The 17299-nt window shown below is 44.8% G+C and carries 11 protein-coding genes; 4 read left to right on the forward strand and 7 right to left on the reverse strand.

Annotated elements, in window-relative coordinates; translation table 11 throughout:
- Positions 1-79: 79 nt before the first annotated feature.
- Positions 80-490 carry an LEA type 2 family protein gene (locus METLIM_RS06485; RefSeq protein WP_004077149.1) on the forward strand — a complete coding sequence of 137 codons (411 nt, stop codon included), beginning with the start codon at positions 80-82 and terminating at the stop codon, positions 488-490.
- 71 nt (positions 491-561) lie between these two features.
- On the opposite strand, the gene asnB is transcribed toward METLIM_RS06485, so the two are convergent.
- The 5 genes from asnB to METLIM_RS06510 all read right to left on the reverse strand — a co-directional run bounded on the left by asnB (position 562) and on the right by METLIM_RS06510 (position 9023).
- Positions 562-2385, reverse strand: coding sequence for an asparagine synthase (glutamine-hydrolyzing) (gene asnB / locus METLIM_RS06490; protein WP_004077150.1), 1824 nt, complete (start codon positions 2383-2385; stop codon positions 562-564).
- Between the two features lie 162 nt (positions 2386-2547).
- On the reverse strand, positions 2548-4197 hold the full coding sequence (locus METLIM_RS06495) for an ABC1 kinase family protein (RefSeq protein ID WP_004077151.1): 1650 nt from the start codon (positions 4195-4197) through the stop codon (positions 2548-2550).
- Between the two features lie 136 nt (positions 4198-4333).
- Positions 4334-5362, reverse strand: a complete 1029-nt coding sequence (locus METLIM_RS06500; RefSeq protein WP_048145706.1) for a hypothetical protein — start codon at positions 5360-5362, stop codon at positions 4334-4336.
- 198 nt (positions 5363-5560) lie between these two features.
- Entirely contained in the window at positions 5561-7273 is a 1713-nt protein-coding gene (locus METLIM_RS06505; protein WP_004077153.1) for a PAS domain S-box protein, read from the reverse strand.
- Between the two features lie 652 nt (positions 7274-7925).
- Positions 7926-9023: a WD40 repeat domain-containing protein gene (locus tag METLIM_RS06510; RefSeq protein ID WP_157202252.1), complete on the reverse strand. Its 1098-nt coding sequence runs from the start codon at positions 9021-9023 to the stop codon at positions 7926-7928.
- Between the two features lie 263 nt (positions 9024-9286).
- Here METLIM_RS06510 and METLIM_RS06515 point away from each other — a divergent pair, with 263 nt between their 5' ends.
- Positions 9287-10309 (forward strand): type II glyceraldehyde-3-phosphate dehydrogenase, encoded by a 1023-nt coding sequence (locus METLIM_RS06515; protein ID WP_048146251.1) that lies wholly within the window; start codon positions 9287-9289, stop codon positions 10307-10309.
- Positions 10310-10347: 38 nt separating this feature from the next.
- On the opposite strand, the gene METLIM_RS06520 is transcribed toward METLIM_RS06515, so the two are convergent.
- The gene (locus tag METLIM_RS06520; RefSeq protein WP_004077157.1) at positions 10348-11175 is read right to left on the reverse strand and encodes a methyltransferase domain-containing protein; all 828 of its coding nucleotides are present in this window, start codon (positions 11173-11175) and stop codon (positions 10348-10350) included.
- Between the two features lie 263 nt (positions 11176-11438).
- Between METLIM_RS06520 and thiM the strand changes: the two genes are divergently transcribed.
- Positions 11439-12239 (forward strand): hydroxyethylthiazole kinase, encoded by an 801-nt coding sequence (thiM, locus tag METLIM_RS06525; protein ID WP_004077158.1) that lies wholly within the window; start codon positions 11439-11441, stop codon positions 12237-12239.
- Positions 12239-12868, forward strand: coding sequence for a thiamine phosphate synthase (gene thiE / locus METLIM_RS06530; protein ID WP_004077159.1), 630 nt, complete (start codon positions 12239-12241; stop codon positions 12866-12868). Before thiM ends, thiE begins: the two co-directional genes overlap by 1 nt.
- Positions 12869-12978: 110 nt before the next feature.
- On the opposite strand, the gene METLIM_RS06535 is transcribed toward thiE, so the two are convergent.
- Positions 12979-17097, reverse strand: coding sequence for a HEAT repeat domain-containing protein (locus tag METLIM_RS06535; RefSeq protein WP_004077160.1), 4119 nt, complete (start codon positions 17095-17097; stop codon positions 12979-12981).
- Positions 17098-17299: the final 202 nt, after the last annotated feature.

Below are 17299 nucleotides of genomic sequence, written 5' to 3' on the forward strand. Positions count from 1 at the left end.
TAACCCTGATGATATTCAAACTATCCTGTTATAGCAAGAACTGAAAAACTTTTTTTCATCATGAAACAATCATTCAGTAATGGACGATGATATAAAACCGGATATTCAGTTAAAGGATATTCACCTCTCAGGAATTACCACCAGAAAATTCTCACTATCTGCTGATCTTGAAATAATCAACCCTTTTCCGGTGGGCGGCAATGTAAAATCAGTAGAATTCAAAATCTTTTTTGAAAAAAAGACTGGTGAACAGGTATATCTTGGCAGAGGCAGAAAAGAGAGTATAAAAATAGAGAAGAGCGGCAGCACACCAGTCTCAGTCCCTGTTGAGATAGAGAACATCTCCGCAATAAGTGCCCTCATCACAGCAATAACTGACAGGATTGAAATTGTTATCAGAGGCAGTGCAGAGCTTGACCTTAAAATTACATCATTAGCAATACCATTTGAGAGGAGGGAGAGGATAAATTCACTGACTGACCTTCTCTGAGCATCTCCCTTTACCTGTCAAAAACACAGGTCGTGAGCAGCTGCTCCAAAAAAAATAATCCTGCCCGGAGACTACAGCAGTTCACTGCGCCTGTCAAAAAATATCCTGAGCCATATTTCCGAGCAGAAAAGCCTCCAGAAATCCTTTGAATAACCTGTTTTTCCGGAGAGGAACATATTATAATCCTTCAGAACATCTTCTGCGTCCCAGTACTTTCTTGAGGCAAATTCATCCGAATTAAAAACATCTCCGACAATTTCGGAGAGATCTTCACCAAACCAGACCTCATCAGGTGCAACAAAACCCATTTTGTCCATCCTGCACCTCACACACTCAGGGATCAGACCTTTTGTCATTTTTCTGAGACAGTATTTTGTAATTCCGCCCCTGATCTTCTGGTCCAGAGGTAGTGAGGCAATATATTCAACAAGCCGGTAATCAAGGAAAGGCACCCTTGATTCAATAGAGAATGCCATCGAGTTTCTGTCCTCATAACGCAGGAGTGCCTGAAGGTTATTTCCGGACATTTCATTAGCCAGAACCTCGTCAAGTCTTCCGGCATAGCGGTCAGTAAACGGTACATCCCCCTTTAGGTATGCTCTCCTCTTTTTCCCGGCTTTAAGCTTAGCTGCGGCATCAATGAAAAATTTCCTGTGGTACTTCATAATGCCCGCAATCTCTCTTATCAGTGCGGCAGGATGTGCTGAGAGGGATCTTATATGTGAAGCCTGATAACCAAGGTAACCTGCAAGCTGTTCATCCGCTCCCTGACCGTCAAGTACAACCTTTACGCTCTTCCCGGCAAGTTTCATCACACAGTACTGTGAATATATCGATAGCGAATCAAAAGGCTCCTCCTGAGTGGTTATAAGGTCATAAATTTCAGTTCTAAGGTCATCAACAGCCGGAAATATTCTGTACCCTGACGCCCCGGTCTTCCTGATAATCTCATCAACGAAAACTCTTTCATCGTACCTCTCATCCTCATAGCATGATGTAAATGTCTTCTGGCGGTTCCTGACGCTCAGAGGATTCTCATCCCTTATCAGATCGCTTATTATCGCAGTTATTGTGGATGAATCAAGCCCGCCGGAGAGACATGTTCCCACGGGGACATCACTTCTGAGCCTCAGGCTTACGGAATCACGGAGAAGTTCATATAAACCATATGCAGCTTTATCATCAGTAATATTTCCGGCGGAGAACAACTTATCTGATACTGATAAATACCAGTACCGGACCGGATTTTCAGGTATTCCCCTCCTTACAGCCATATAATGCGCAGGCCTTAAACTGAATATCCCTTCAAACAGTGTCCTTTCGTCATTATCTGTTATGCCGCCTGAGAGATAGAGGAGCAGTTTTTCATCATCAGGAGCGGTGCCAAGTTCGGGGTTTTTAAGAAGAGCCTTAATTTCGGATGCAAAATAAAAGGAATTCCCGGATACAGAATAATAAAAAGGCTTTATCCCGAACCTGTCCCTTGCACAGAATAAGAGATCCTCCACTTTATCATAGAGTGCAAAGGCCCACATTCCGTTGAATCTCTTCAGACATTCAAAGCCCCATTCCTTATAGGCATGAATGATAACCTCGGTGTCGCTCTCCGAACGGAATGTATGCCCGGCCTCTTTCAGTTCGGATTTCAGCTCAATATAGTTGTAGATTTCACCGTTGTAAACGAGAATTATCTCAGAACTGTCGTCTGACATCGGCTGCGAGGCATTGTCAGTAATATCAATGATGGAGAGTCTGCGGTGCGCAAGCCCGATACTGTCACCATAATAAAATCCCTCACCGTCAGGTCCGCGGTGGGCAATTGCTGAGGACATCCTGCTGAGCATATCCTTTCCCACAGCCCCGTCCTGAGCATAAATTCCGGCAATTCCGCACATATTACTGCATAAAAATCTGACTTATTATAATAAATAGCAATTCGTCGTATCCGAAAAAAAGTTTGTCTACCGAAAAAATATCCCTGAAGCTCAGGGGAAGAGAGGAGAGGATTGAGAAATCTCTATGTAAAAAAAAGGGTTTCTCAAAATTTTACAGGACTATCACCGCTTTTTATCATAAAAAAGAAATTTAACCAGCATTGCAATTCCAAGACCAAAGGCTATTACATAAACAACTATCGTAAAGTACAAAAGCCAGGACGAATATTCAATGTCTGCCGAAAAAATGACGATAGAAGCGCCAATTACAAGCGCAGAGGCTACAAGTCCGAGAACCATCTTGTCTGAAGCCTGTTCAATAGTGCGTGAGAGATCCTTTACATCATTTGCCACAATATCAACATGAATATTTCCGGTTGAGATATTGTTGAGCGTCCGGCTGATGATCTTTGGAAGTTTAAGCACCCCGTCTATTCCGTCCAGCATGGATGAAGTGGACCTCTTCAGCCTCTTTTTGGAGAGGTATCTGTGCTCAATAATCTCTCTTAGATACGGTCTTGACTCCTCATAGAAGTTGAAGTCCGGAGAGAGTTTAATGCCTATATCAAGAACCATGACAATCACCTTCAGAAGTGACATCAGGGTGTCAGGTATCTTAATGTCATATCTGTTCAGAACTCTTGGAATATTCTCTATTGTTTCACCCGGATTTACACTGGAGAGGTCCACACTTTCGCTGTCAAACAGGGAATAGTAGATCTCATCCTTTACATCCTCCATATTCTCTTCTCTGATAGTTACCCCGAGTTTCTGGAGAGTCTCTATGAGCATATCAACGTCATTGTCAACGATTGCCAGAAGAAGCCTTATAAAGAGATCGCGCCTCTCAGGCCTGACAATCGCAACCGCACCGAGATCAAGAAAAGAGAGATCGCCGTATGGCGTCACCCGTAGATTTCCCGGGTGGGGATCGAGATGAAAAAAGCCATCCTCAAATATCATCTTGAGATATGCTGAAAAACCCCTTGAAGCGATCTCCTTAGGATCATAGCCGTAAATTCTTATGCCGTCAGCGTTATCCACCCTGATGCCCTCAATATACTCCATTGTAAGCATCTTTGAGCCGGAATATTCCCAGTATATCTTTGGGAATTTTATATCTTTCCGGTCCTTAAAATTTCGCCGGAATATATCTGCATTCTTCCCTTCAGAGGCATAATCAAGCTCCTTCTTCATCATCCTGGTAAAGTCGCCGACAAGTCCGGTGAGATTGTAGGCCCTTGCCATCGGATTGACTTTTTCAAGACGTGACGCCATATTTTCAAGAATAACCGTATCTGTGGCGATCTTGTCTTCTATATCGGGCCTCTGTATCTTAATTGCAACTATAGTTCCGTCATGAAGAACAGCTCTGTGAACCTGCCCTATTGATGCGGCAGCTATAGGCTTCTTTTCAAAATAGGCAAAAGCCTCCTCAACCGGACGCCCGGTATAACTCTCTATTGTGGGCCGGAGTTCTTCAAAGGGTACAGGTTTTACATGCTCATGGAGCTTTTTAAGCTCCCTAATCATCTCAGGCGGAAGTTTATCAGACTGCGATGCAAGCATCTGTCCGAATTTTACAAATGTCGGACCCAGTTCTTCAAGTCCAAGCCGGATTCTCTCATAAACGGATCTCTCGTCCGGTCTTGCCTTCTTGAAAAAAACCTTTCTTCGGGTCGCTTCCGGGTCAATTTCATCAAGGACAATCCCAAACCCGTAATTCATCATGACATCGGCTATCTGTTTATACCTTGTCAGGCGGGTTACCATAAGGAAAATATTCCTGCTTAATACTAAAAAAAGATATAACCTGAAAACCGGTCATAAGTGGACAAATTTCCGGAAAATGTCATCTCCGGAATGAAAAAAAGGTCAACAGTCAGGGGAAAGTTCCCGCCCGGCTATGCTACAGGAGCCTTTTCCCGCATATCAAGCATATCACTGACAGAGCTGCCGCAATAACCGGAATCACAGCAGATAGCGGAGACCGGGCTGTGGGCTGCCCCGCCTCCGGAGTTACATCTCCATTTTCTGCTGCTAAAGGAGTCTGTACCGGAGTCTGTGCATATGTTACAGTATTCTCATCTTCACCCTGAGTATTGTCAGCAACATCTGTTATTGTAAGTGTCATCGTTGTCTTATATGAGCCGTCCGGCCTTCCAGTCTCAAACATATATTCGCCTGCCGGGTAATCCGATGCGTCAATTTCAACATTCCACAGGTTTAAGGGAGATGATCCGGTGACGTAAATATTTCCTGATGAGCCGCTCTCAGTTGTCCCTGAATCCTTTGAAGTAGGACCAAATTCAAGCGGCTGGAGTGAATAAAAGAGTTTTTCTCCGGCGGCGAAATTTGTGCTGCCGCTAAGTGATATAATTCCCCTCTCATATACATTCTCATCCGAATCATCCTCAATGAGGGGATCTTCAAGGATAAAGGAGGTATATGAATACATATCATCAATGTCATTTGAGTCGAGCATGCCCATAAGCGCCGCTGCGGCCTGCCGCCCCTGAAGACTGCCTGAACCACCGATAATAAAGGAAGAACCTGCATCTGAAGTAACAACAGTCTGCCCCTGCGCACCGGTTGATGTATAAACATCAAACTTCCCGTTGTAGCCGGGATGCTGAACAATCACATAATACTGCCCTGCGGAAAGTCCGGATGTCTCAGAAGGGGAAATCTCATAACTGTATTCACCTGAAGAACTTACTGAGATCGCATTCCGGTCCCATAAGTTATTGCCAAATAACCATACAGCAACACCCTGGGACGGATTTCCGGCCGCAAAGCCCGAAATGGTTACAGCGTCACCCTTCGCATAGTAAAGCAGGTCACCGGCAGAATCTGAACCCGATACAGCTCCTGCGAAGAGAGCAGGAATTAAAAAAAGAGCAGATAATAAGATTACAAAAATTTTTGATCTATTCATAGTATCACAACCAAGAAAAATTCTGCCACATTTCATTAGAGAGAACAGGCAGAACTTTCACAGGTACAATTATACCGCGTTGTATCTGATATTAGAAAAAATTGCCTGTGGGAGGAATATGCAGAAAGGAATATCGGATAATGCAGGATTTAACCGGAGTATACAAGTTTTACGGTAAAAAATTCTAAGGCCGGGTGTTTAACACACGGAATTACCTTTAAGGAGGATCTCAGACGCAGAGGATACCATAGCGGTAACATTTCCGTCATTGTCCTTTAAGAGAGTATTTTGCCATATAACCTCGATTTCCGTCCCGTCTCTTCTCATGAGAGTGCCCCTTTTATCCGGAGACGGTACAATTTTTCCGGAGATTATCTCCTCAAAGGTCTTTTTAGAACAATTCCTGATTTTTTCCGGAACAAAGAGTGAAAACCAGTCTTTACCCGATACTTCACTCTCCATGTAACCTGTCATTTGACAGCCTTTTTTATTGAGGCACTCAATTGTTCCGTCTCCCCTTATAACGGCTATCATAACACCTGCAACGTCAAGATAACCCTGAGCTATATCCCTCTGTCTGATCGTCTCCTCCTCTGTTTTTCTTATGGAAGTGATATCGTCAGCAATTGTCATTATGTATTCCAGAGCGCTGTCAGGCCCTTTCACCGGAGATTTCCTCACCCTCAATATGCGCTCACCCTTACCCGGGATCTCAACTCTTAAATCAGGCATCTCAACTGAATCTCCGGATCGTACAACTTCGCGATCTCCGGATATGAGATATTCTGTAATTTTATCATGGAAAAGTTCACAACCCATCTTTCCGTTGGCCTTTTTCCGGTCAATACCAAAGAAGACCTCTGAAGCACGGTTAAAGAAGATATACCGGCCATTTTTCATCTCCTTAACCATAACCATCGAGGGTATATTCTCAAATATTGAGTTGAGGAATGATTTCCACTTGAAGAGATCACGGTACGCCTTGTTACGCTCAGTAATATCCCTGCATACAACCCGAAATCCTATAAGATCTCCGAATTCATCAAATTTTGGGCATATGCTTGATTCAAGGGTTACGGCCTTTCCGGCATTGTTCAGCACAGAGCATTCAAATAATTCAGCACTTCCGCCATTGGTGCAGATTCCGGAGAAAAACTCCTCCATAACACCTCTCTTAACACTGTCCTCTACAAATTCAAGGATGGATTTACCAACGATTTCTCCGGATTCATGCCCGAGAATGTGGGATGTTCTTGGGCTGGCATATGTGATATTATAACTCTCATCAAGATCCAGTATGGCATCATTTATCTCTTCTACAAGTGATCTGTAATTCCTCTCACTCGCCTTTAAGGCCTCCTCTGCCACCCTCTTATCAGTTACATCCTCAAGAATTATTGTAACCCCAGGAGAAGAATCGGACAGAACTGTAGGGATTATTCTTATTCTGTAAAAATTCTCTTCCCCACCTTTGACTATCCTTATCTCGTCCGTTGTCTCCTGCCCTTCAAGTGCAGACTGTATTTTATTATTTATGAGCGGATGATCAAATCCGACAAGTGCAGAATTTCTAATCTCCTCCCCAATCAGATCTTCTTTTGCAATTCCGATCATGTCGCAGAGATGATCGTTTGCCTGGATAATTACCTGACCGCTGTCAAGAACAACAACCATATCCAGAGTAAAATTTATTATTGTCGATATGGGTGCGCGCTGTGATATGAAAAAGACCTTTGCCTTACCATAATTTTTCATATCAACCTGTCCGGAGATTCTGAGCATGTCAAGATATCTTGAGACAGTATTCCTGTTAAGTGAGAGATGAGCAGCTATATCTGAAACAGACATCCCACGAGGACTTGTTTTTAATACTGCAATTATTTTTTCAAGTTCTTCAGCATAGCAATCCATTCTGGTAAGATATGTACTACATCGCCTTACTTATTGATTTCGTTGCTGCACGACATAACGCCTCACTCAATGCAAAATACAACGCCTGGCATTGAAAGATACATTTAAATAGTGAACCCTCAAACATAGTAAATGCATACCAGTGGCATTTTTTGAACACTGGAAAAACCAGATAAAATAATAAAATCCGGTATCTGCGGAATATTGTCTGCAAAAATGGTTATAATTTAATCATTTGAAATCCTGCCTCCGGCAGTCTCAATGAAAAACACACAAAATTCCATAACTTAAGTTCCATCCGAAAATCCTCCCCATACCCAAGGAAAGATTAAGCTACCAGACTGATGGGAAAAACGTACCTCTCTAAAAGCAGTACAGTTTCCGCAGATACCACCATGCCCATAATAACAGCAACACACGTACCAAAACAGCCAAATTCACCCATAAACCAACCTTAAACCAAACATAACACTCCTTTTAAAGATCAAATAACTTTTATCTCACAGCATAATCTTTACATATCCCGGAAATATCTGAACACCGGATTATGCATTATAATACAGAACAGAACGAAATAATGTCTTAACCTGAACCTAATCAATTAACGGAGAAGATAAACCCTCCATTTTAAAAACAAAAAAAGACTAAAAAGTTAAAGAGTGGCAGGTTCAGGCATCTTAAGGATGAATGACTCACCATCTCTGCCATATAAACAGTCCTTCTCTGCTATACCCGATATTACAAGACCACCGTCTGACGTTGGATGAACCGAGGTCAGTTTTGCATCGTAAAAAGTCTTCTCCCATACAAATTCACCAGAACTGTCCATCTTCACAATACGGTAGCCATTTTGCTTAAAAAGCCCAAAGGGAGTCAGGCCTGACATATAATAGCCATCTGTAGCTGAACCTGTGATATAATAGATAAATGAAAATTCTGACGCAGCACTCCTGACACCTACGGCAGCGCCGCTGTCATCAAGAAATGCAATTCGCGGGATATATGCCATCTCAGTGTAGCCATATTCATCATTTCTCAGGAAGACCGGATTTTCTTTTATCTCCAGAAGAGCTGCAATATAACCTGAATCGTGCCGTGGGGCTATCGAATAAAAACTGCCTGAAAGAGGTCCGAAATACTGGTTTGCCCAGACCCTTCCCCCTGTATCATTAAATTTCATTACAAGGCCCCTGTCATCCCCGGAAGAGATGAAGGATGATATTGCCCCAGATGCAACAAACCCGCCGCCGCGATCATTCTGGACAGATTCAAGGTCGATCATACCGTTTGCAACACTGCCCATCGTCTTATTCCACTCTTCAATACCGTCAGAACCGACCTTATACAGGAACGAGTTCAGCCACGAACCGGAGAGAAGGACACCGCCTTCAGGAGTTACCTCAACCGAGTTAATTACACCCAGAGGCTGATGGTATGTCCACTCAGTTCCGCCGGATTCATTCATCTTAATCAGGTCTTCACCATCACAGAAGAGAATATAACCGCCAAGAGGCGAGGCCTCCACAAACCGGACGCTTCCGTTCTCATCGCCGCCAGGAACATGCGAGGTCCAGAGAGTCTGGCCTGAAGAGTCAAGACCAAAGACTGCACGGCCATATTCATCGCTTCCGCCAGCGATATAACTTCCGTCGACATTCTGCCAGACGCTGTTAATCACAGTATCAGTACCGGAAAAAGTCCTTAACCATTCATCCGGAGTGCATGCGCCTGAAACAGGAAGCACTGCCATAAGTACCAGAATTACCAATACAGCAGAAATTTTAACCCCTAAAGTCCTGCAAATAACCATAATTAAAAATGGGGTTAATAATTAATAATCCTGTCCGATTGAAAGCAGTTCACAGGCAGTAAGAACGATTGCCCTGATTGCGTCGCATTCACCCGAACTGCTTTTTTTACTCTGCCTCATATATTAGCAGAGACTTACAGACCGTGATTTTCAGAGATACCAGGTGAAAATATTTTATCTTAGCATAACCCTAACAGATGGTAATGATTAAGGTTGCAGTAAACGGCTATGGAACGATCGGCAAGAGGGTTGCCGATGCTGTTTCAGCTCAGCCGGATATGGAAATTGTGGGTGTATCGAAGACAAAGCCAAGTGCAGAGGCTTTGATTGCCGGAAAAAAAGGATATCCGCTATATATAGCTGACATATCAAAGAAGGCCGACTTCGAGAAAAACGGAATACCTGTCGCCGGAAGCGTTGAGGAGATGGTGCAGACGGCAGATATTGTCGTTGATGCCACGCCCGGAGGTATCGGTGCCAAAAACAGGCAATTATACGAAAAATACGGCAAAATGGCCATCTGGCAGGGTGGAGAGGACCATGATATCGCAGGTTTTTCATTCAGCTCGTCATGCAATTTCGATGAAGCAAAAGGCAAAAAGTTTGCAAGGGTTGTATCCTGCAATACGACAGGTCTTTGCAGAATTATTAAGCTTGCAGATGACGCATTCGGTGTTGAAAAAGTCCGTGCGACGATGGTCAGAAGGGGTGCAGATCCCGGAGATGCAAAGAGAGGGCCTGTCGATGCCATTGTCTTAAATCCCGTTACAATACCTTCGCACCACGGTCCTGATCTGCAGACCGTTCTTCCGGAGATAAACATTGTAACAACCGCCCTTGTGGTCCCGACAACATTCATGCATATGCATATCCTCCAGATGGACCTGAAGGAGACCGGAGACCGGGATAAAATCCTTGAAATGATAAAGGACCACCCAAGAATCGGACTTATTAAAGGATTTACCGGGATAAAGAGCACAGCCGAACTGAAGGAGTATGCATCTGATCTCGGAAGGCCAAGATCTGATCTATGGGAATCATGCGTCTTTGAGGACTCAGTCTCAATAGTTGAAGGGAAAGAACTCTACCTCTTCCAGGCAATACACCAGGAAGCTGATGTAGTTGTTGAGAATGTGGACTGTATCCGTGCAATGGCAGGAGAGAACATCACAGCCGCTGAATCAATAGCTCTTACAGATAGGTCAATGAATTTTGAAGCTATTTAAAATTCAACCCCTTTTTTATACTAAAAAATGTAGAGAGACTACTTGCGCCACGATATGAGCGCCTGTTTTGTCGTCTCCTTCATATAATAACTGCCTGACGATTCCTCAAGCAGATCGCTGTAGTATTTCTTTGCATATACCTTCTCATCGCCGGATATCACCTTATTCACAACAGCAGAAGATACAGCCTCCTCTATACTGTTATACTTATAGACCCATTCATTCTCAATAATTTTCACATCCGCAAATATGCCCATATCATGGAGGACATTTAACAGGCAGATATAATCAGGATAATGCGGCGATCTGATATACCGGACTCCCTTCTCTTCTGCAATATAAGCCCTTATCTTCTCTTTTATTCTTTCACCGGCAAACCAGAATATATACACATCCCTTCTGCTTGCCCTGTTCAGTTTGTCAAGCGCCCATTCGGCATCATAATATCCCATAGAGTAGGCCGAAATTACAACATCATGGAGGTCAAAGTCCCTTTTAAGGCATACATCCTCCCACCTCTTCTGAATACACCTGGCATTTTTAAGTCCGGCTTTAATCATATTCTGCCTGAGATAGTACAGCATTCTGGCAGACGGATCGACTGCCGTTACAAAACTGACCTTCTCTGCAATGGGAACTGTAAGCCTTCCTGTCCCTGCACCGACATCAAGAACAGTGTCACCTGAAGAGAGATTCAAAAGCTCCACCTCCTTTAAGGTATTGCTGTAATTGCCTTCCCCGGACTCAACATAGTTGTCCGCCCGCATGTCCCATACAGAACCCGGATCTGCCTCATCCTCAAAGAAGGACGGCCTTCTGCTCACCGAGAGTTTCCAGAGTTCATTGTAGTCAATGATCCTCCTCATAACAGTTCATTATTGTTGCAGGTTAAAGATAATAATTCTTGAAAAAATCTTCATTTCAGGACGGAAAAATTCCCGGAAGAGCAGGCGCAGTACAGCAAATCAGAGTAGAGCATCAAAAATATCAATAAATTAAATACTAAAGCTTAAAATAAGGAAAAAATACGGATATTTTAATATCTGCGAAGCAGAACCGGGAACCTGAATTACTGTTGATAAAACACTTCCCTTCATTACAGACAGAAGATATAATATTATCTGATTTTATGGACCCAGAGTATATTTCCGGTCTGCTGGATAAAGTTCGGGCAGAAAAGCCACTTGTCCACCATATAACAAATTATGTGACTGTAAACGACTGCGCTAATATAACAATCTGCGCCGGAGCATCTCCTGTGATGGCCCATCATCCCGATGACGCAGAGGAGATGGCGGCGGTTGCGGGCGCTCTTGTTCTGAATATCGGAACACTCTCCCCCGAACTTGTGGATGCAATGCTGATTGCAGGAAAGAGGGCAAATGAAGCAGGAGTGCCGGTGATCCTTGATCCTGTCGGCGCCGGGGCGACAAAGATCAGGACAGAGAGCACATTTAAAATATTAAAAGAGGTTGAAATTTCGGTTATAAAAGGCAATGCAGGGGAAATTTCGGTAATAGCCGGCACAGGAGGTGTTGTACGTGGTGTTGATTCAGGAGGGTCTGCGGGTGAGCCACTGGAAGCAGCCAGGGCATGCTCTGATCTTACCGGTGCGGCCGTGTTTATGACAGGTCAGGATGATATTCTGACTGACGGCAGGAGGTCATATCTGGTCTCAAACGGCCATCCGATGATGGGCAGCCTTTCAGGTACAGGATGTATGGCGGCATCACTCTGCGGCTCCTTTGCAGCTGCTGGCGATGAACTGCTCCTCTCATCACTCGCTGCGGCCGTAATATTCGGAATTTCCGGTGAGATCGCAGGCAGCTCATGCAAAGGCCCCTACTCCTTCAGGAATGAACTCTTTGACACCCTCTTCAGGATTAAGAGAGAGACAATAGAGAGATATGCAGATTTCAGGATGATATAATGGCATACGGCCTGTACATTGTAACTGACAGAGTTATCGGGAGGGGAATGACACACGCAGATATGGCTGCACTTGCTGTTGCAGGAGGGGCAGACGTCGTCCAGCTGAGGGACAAGGATATGCCGGCGGCAGATCTTACAGCCGAGGCGGTTAATATCAGGGAAATAACAGAAGATTCCGGCACGCTCTTCATAGTCAATGACAGGATTGATATCGCACTCGCCTCAGGGGCAGATGGTGTGCATCTGGGCCAGTCTGATATCCCGGCAGAATACGCTCGAAAAATAGTCCCTGATGACTTTATTATAGGGATCTCAGTCTCAACACCAGATGAGGCCCTAAAAGCCCGGAATTCCGGCGCGGACTATGTGTCACCCGGCCCTGTATTCACTACCGCAACAAAGAGCGATGCGGGTGATGCTCTGGGACTGGATACGGTCTTTACCATTTCAGCCGCAGTTGAAATTCCTGTGGTCCCTATCGGCGGAATATCCGGGAAAAACGCCGCGTCAGTTATTGGTGCCGGGGCTGACGGGGTTGCTGTGATATCGGCAGTCTTTGGAAGAGAAGATGCGGTATCGGCTGCGGCAGATCTGAAAAAAATTATAGAGGGTGCAAAAACAGCCTGAATTCCGGAATTATACCTGTCTTCAGATACTTCTGGAGGCCGGCTCCGGGTTCTGAGTCATTACTATTATCTCCTGCCGGAGAGTTCAGATATTCCGGCAGTAATTCTTTTTCACTTAGGGTTATCCAATGAATCTTTTATCCTCTCAATCAGCAATTCAATGATATCCCTTCTGCTGTTATCCTTAATGCCGTCTGCATATCTCTCAAGAACCGGGATTACCCCAGGTCCCGACTCAGCAAGGAATCCGGCAGCAGTTTCAGATACTTCAGGGTCACCGCTCAGAACAAGTCCGGCAAGTGCCGGCACAGACTCGTCACCCCCTATGGAGAATATGGTTTTTACAGCAGATGTCCGGTCAGGAGCATCCTCCTCACCTGCATAGGAGACCAGATATCTGACAGCATAACTGCCCGCCTTCTCAACCTCAGCCCAGTTATTACTCCCGATAAGGTCTACAATATTCTCCCTTCTGCTTATGAATTCATATAAATCATTGATCTTCTGCTTTCTCTTCCCGGTCTGGGCATTATCTGCTGCTCTCCTGAGATATGGCAGTGACCTGCCCCCGGCCCGGATCATGAATTTGGATGCAGTCTCCAAGACCACAGGATCGTCATCAGCGCTCTCGACTGACAGTATCCGGAGTGCATCATCACCTCCGATATTTCCTATAATCCGGGCAGCCTGTCTTCTTGCATCCGGATTGTGCCCTTTCAGTATAATTATAAGCTCTTTTAAAGCAGGCCTGCCCATCTCTTCAATTCCATGCCAGTCCCCTTCCGAAAAGAGAGAGCGGAATTTCTGCCTGAATTCAATCTTTTTTATAACCCGGCTCAGTCTTTCAGTCTCATCCGGATCAGACCTCTCTCTTTCAGCACGCTTCAGTGCCGGAAGAAGAAGGGCACCTTTCCTCAGAACTGCTTCCTCCGCCCTGCCCGATACTGAATCATCAACATCAGAAAGTGCACAGACAAGAAGGGGGTAGAAGTCCGGGCCGCCCGCTGCGATGATAAATTCGAGTGCCTCTTTTCTCCTGCCGGAATAAGGGTTCTCCATTATATTTTTTACAGCCGGAAATGCAGCAGAACCTGATCTTTCCAGCTCCTTCCATTCACCCAGAGTTGCAAGATAATATGACTTATCGGTGGGATCTTCCGGAATTATGGAGAGGTCCTTCATTGCAGATGCAGCAGTCTCCTTTAAAAGATCATTTTCGTCACTCTTCAGGGCCGACAGCAGTCCAGGCCCGGCTTTTGAACCATAACTTTTAAGGGAGGTGACAGCAGGCCCGCGGATTCTTCCGTTCTTTGAGGCAAAGAGAGATATGAGAAGCGGTATCGCCCTTTCATCGTCAATCTTACCGAGAATTTCCACAGCCGCAAGGTTTACCTCCGGATTGTTATCCTTTAAGGCATGGGTCAGGGCATCAAGAATCTTTTTGTGTCCAAGCTTATACAGGGCATATATCAGGGACACTCTGACCTGAGTATCTTTTTCAACAAAAATACGGTCGAATACTGCATTTGAGGCAACTCTGCTGCCTGTTTCCGACAGCTTTTCTGCCGCCAGTATTTTTATCTCCGGACTGCCATAGTTTAAATACCTCATAAGGCCGCTTATTCCAGGTTCACCAAATTCCGGCAGAATTCCGGCAATAATCTCACGAAGTTCGTCATCAGCACCGCTCATTGTATTCAGAAGAGGCTCAACCGCAGGTTCACCCATACTGATAATCTTCTCAGAAGTAGCTTTTCTTCTCTTTTTATCTTCACTTTTCAGACCTATTACAAGCCTTGAGATCTCCATTGAGATCTTCTTCTTAAGCTCAAGCTCTTTTTTGATTATGTCATCGATCTCGTTCTGGGTGAGCTGTTTCTTAATATCCTTTGCAGCTTTTTCATCCTTCTCGGACGATGCATTCTTTATCAGCTCATCGATCTCATCCTGACTGAGTCTGTCACCCAGAAGTTCGGTCGTCTTCTTATTGACAGCATAAACAGATCTATGGAGCAGTTCATCGATCTCATCCTGGCTTAGTTTTTTGCCGAGCAGTTCCCCTGTTCTTTCCTGCCTTTCGGATCTCGCACCACGGATCAGCTCATCGATCTCATCCTGCCTGAGCTTTCTGTCGAGAATCTTTAAGGCGTCCTCATCATCGGCACCTAAAAGCTGATCAAGCAGTCTGTCAATCTCCCTCACCGACAGTTTTCTTCTGATAAGCCCGGCGGTTTCGCGGCTCTTCTCCGAAATTTTGCTCAGTTCACGTTTAATTTCCCTCTGCCTGAATATTTCAAGAATTGTCCCGGCATTCCGCCTGACCTCTTCATCACTGTCCTTTATAAAGCCCCTGACATATGATATAACCCTGAGATCATCTATCTTAGAGAGGACGCTGAGCATTCCAAGTTTTTCCATCTTTGTCCCCTGAATGCTCACCCTTCTGACTTCGTTCATCAGGTAATTGAACATGAAATTGCTTATCCTTAAGAGGCCAGCCATTGCCTGATTTCTGACATTCAGCTGCGGATCGTTGAGTGACCGGGTGACCGGGAGAATACCCGAAGGATCGCTTATACCGCTTATTGCTTTGAGTGAAGATATTCTGACGTTTTCATCAGGTGCAAATATCATATTTTCAAGAAACGGGAGGGCATTGTTACCGTTTTTTGCAACCGATTCTGAGCATTCGTCCCTTACGCCCTCATCGGGATCAGCAAAATGTCTTATAAGAATCGGTATTGTCTCCTTCTTCCTCAGTTTTCCAAGGGCATAGGCTGTCGCCCTCCTGACACTTGCATTCTCATCCTCAATCATATCGAAAAAAACCGTTATTGCCTCATCTGACTGCAGATCACCAAGTGCCTCAATTGCGACAACTCTTACACTGCTTTTATCATCTTTAAGGAGTTTAAGGAGGGCATCAGCTGACTTTTTGCCATATCTCTTCAGTGATTCAACAGCCACAATTCTTATAACCGGATCATCACTTGCAAGGGCCTGGGCAATCCTTTCAGAATTTATAGCCGAAAAACCGCTTTTCTTAAGGTTCTCCTCCCAGTATTCCACAGAATTCAGGTCAAGTATTTCAGACTCCTTTTTAAGAAGCTCAAGCGCCTCATTCTCTTCGGCTCTCTGGTCCTCTTCCTTAAAATACCGGACTGCATCCAGCGCACCTTTCCTGACAGCAGGATTTTCTGATCTCTTAGCCTCGCCAATGGCAGCATATGCCGGTTTTCCGATTGAATATAGGGTTTTAAGAGTATTTTCCTTAATTATCGGATTTTCGTCCCCTAAAAGATCAATGAGGCACGGCAGTGCATATCTGCCCATCTTTGTTACATCATTGTAGCTCCCCCTGACCATCAGTGATTTGGCTTTTAAGTAACTGTCGGGAGGCCGCCAGCCAACCTTCTCCAGTGACCAGGAGGCCTCAACCCTGACGGCAAATTCAGGATCGTCAAGTGCCCTTACAATATGTGGTATTAAGACCGGATCCCTCTTGTCACAGGCAGATTCAATAGCGGCCTGCCTGACAGAAGGATCTTTATCCTTAAGCATTTCGCAGAGCAGATGTACCGAACCGGTCTCACTTACCCTGGCAAGTGTATGCGCAACCTTCTGCCTGAAATGAGGATCAGGATCTTCTGCCCCAAACCTGAGGGCAGTGAGCGCCGGGCGGCCCATCTTCCCGAGCTCCTCCCAGTTTCCGGCAGAGAGGTGATAAAATGATTTTTCAACCGGATTCTGTGAGTCCCAGCCGATGTTATCGAGAGACTTTACTGACCCCTCCCTTACCGATTTATCACTGTCCTTCAGAAGTGATACGAGCATATTTTTATGGCTCACGTTCGGGTTTGTGAGATAACCGAGGGCTAAAGCAACACCCTGACGTGCTCTTGCCCGTCTGTCATTTATAATTGCGGAGAGCGGCCCGACTATGTCACCGCCCTCTGCTGATATCTGCGCTATTGTCCTTGCTGCACCATCCCTTGCATTATCCTGTCCGGTTATCAGAAGATTGACAAAAGTGCCGATATTATCCTGGCTGTAAGACCCCAAAACTTCAGCGGCTCCGCTTCGAATATTTTCATTGCCACTGTTCAATGCCTTTAAAAGAGGAATGGCTCCTTTTTTGCCAATTTCCTTCAGCCTTTTGATCGCTTTTTTCCTATCCCCCCTGCTGCCGGAGTCCAGCAGTTCAAGCAATCCCGTTATCTCATCAGACACGCAGATAAATCCGTCAATCCCAGTGGTTAGTCAGCATTTGAAAAATCATACCTTCCCCCGAATTATTGCCCCGGTAATACTGTCCAGTAATATTTCCTTTAAACCGCCTGAATATTAAGGGTTCGTATAAAAATACAAATACAGGTTAAAAAGAGCAGATAAAACCCCATAATCACTTAAATATCAGAATAAAACTTAATAT

It is taken from the genome of Methanoplanus limicola DSM 2279 (assembly GCF_000243255.1).
GTDB lineage: Archaea > Halobacteriota > Methanomicrobia > Methanomicrobiales > Methanomicrobiaceae > Methanoplanus > Methanoplanus limicola.

Bases quoted from the DNA above. Each gene is read 5' to 3' on its own strand.
- METLIM_RS06485 (WP_004077149.1), top strand. From the start codon at position 80: ATGGACGATGATATAAAACCGGATATTCAGTTAAAGGATATTCACCTC.
- asnB (WP_004077150.1), bottom strand. From the start codon at position 2,385: ATGTGCGGAATTGCCGGAATTTATGCTCAGGACGGGGCTGTGGGAAAG.
- METLIM_RS06495 (WP_004077151.1), bottom strand. From the start codon at position 4,197: ATGGTAACCCGCCTGACAAGGTATAAACAGATAGCCGATGTCATGATG.
- METLIM_RS06500 (WP_048145706.1), bottom strand. From the start codon at position 5,362: ATGAATAGATCAAAAATTTTTGTAATCTTATTATCTGCTCTTTTTTTA.
- METLIM_RS06505 (WP_004077153.1), bottom strand. From the start codon at position 7,273: ATGGATTGCTATGCTGAAGAACTTGAAAAAATAATTGCAGTATTAAAA.
- METLIM_RS06510 (WP_157202252.1), bottom strand. From the start codon at position 9,023: ATGGCAGTGCTTCCTGTTTCAGGCGCATGCACTCCGGATGAATGGTTA.
- METLIM_RS06515 (WP_048146251.1), top strand. From the start codon at position 9,287: ATGATTAAGGTTGCAGTAAACGGCTATGGAACGATCGGCAAGAGGGTT.
- METLIM_RS06520 (WP_004077157.1), bottom strand. From the start codon at position 11,175: ATGAGGAGGATCATTGACTACAATGAACTCTGGAAACTCTCGGTGAGC.
- thiM (WP_004077158.1), top strand. From the start codon at position 11,439: ATGGACCCAGAGTATATTTCCGGTCTGCTGGATAAAGTTCGGGCAGAA.
- thiE (WP_004077159.1), top strand. From the start codon at position 12,239: ATGGCATACGGCCTGTACATTGTAACTGACAGAGTTATCGGGAGGGGA.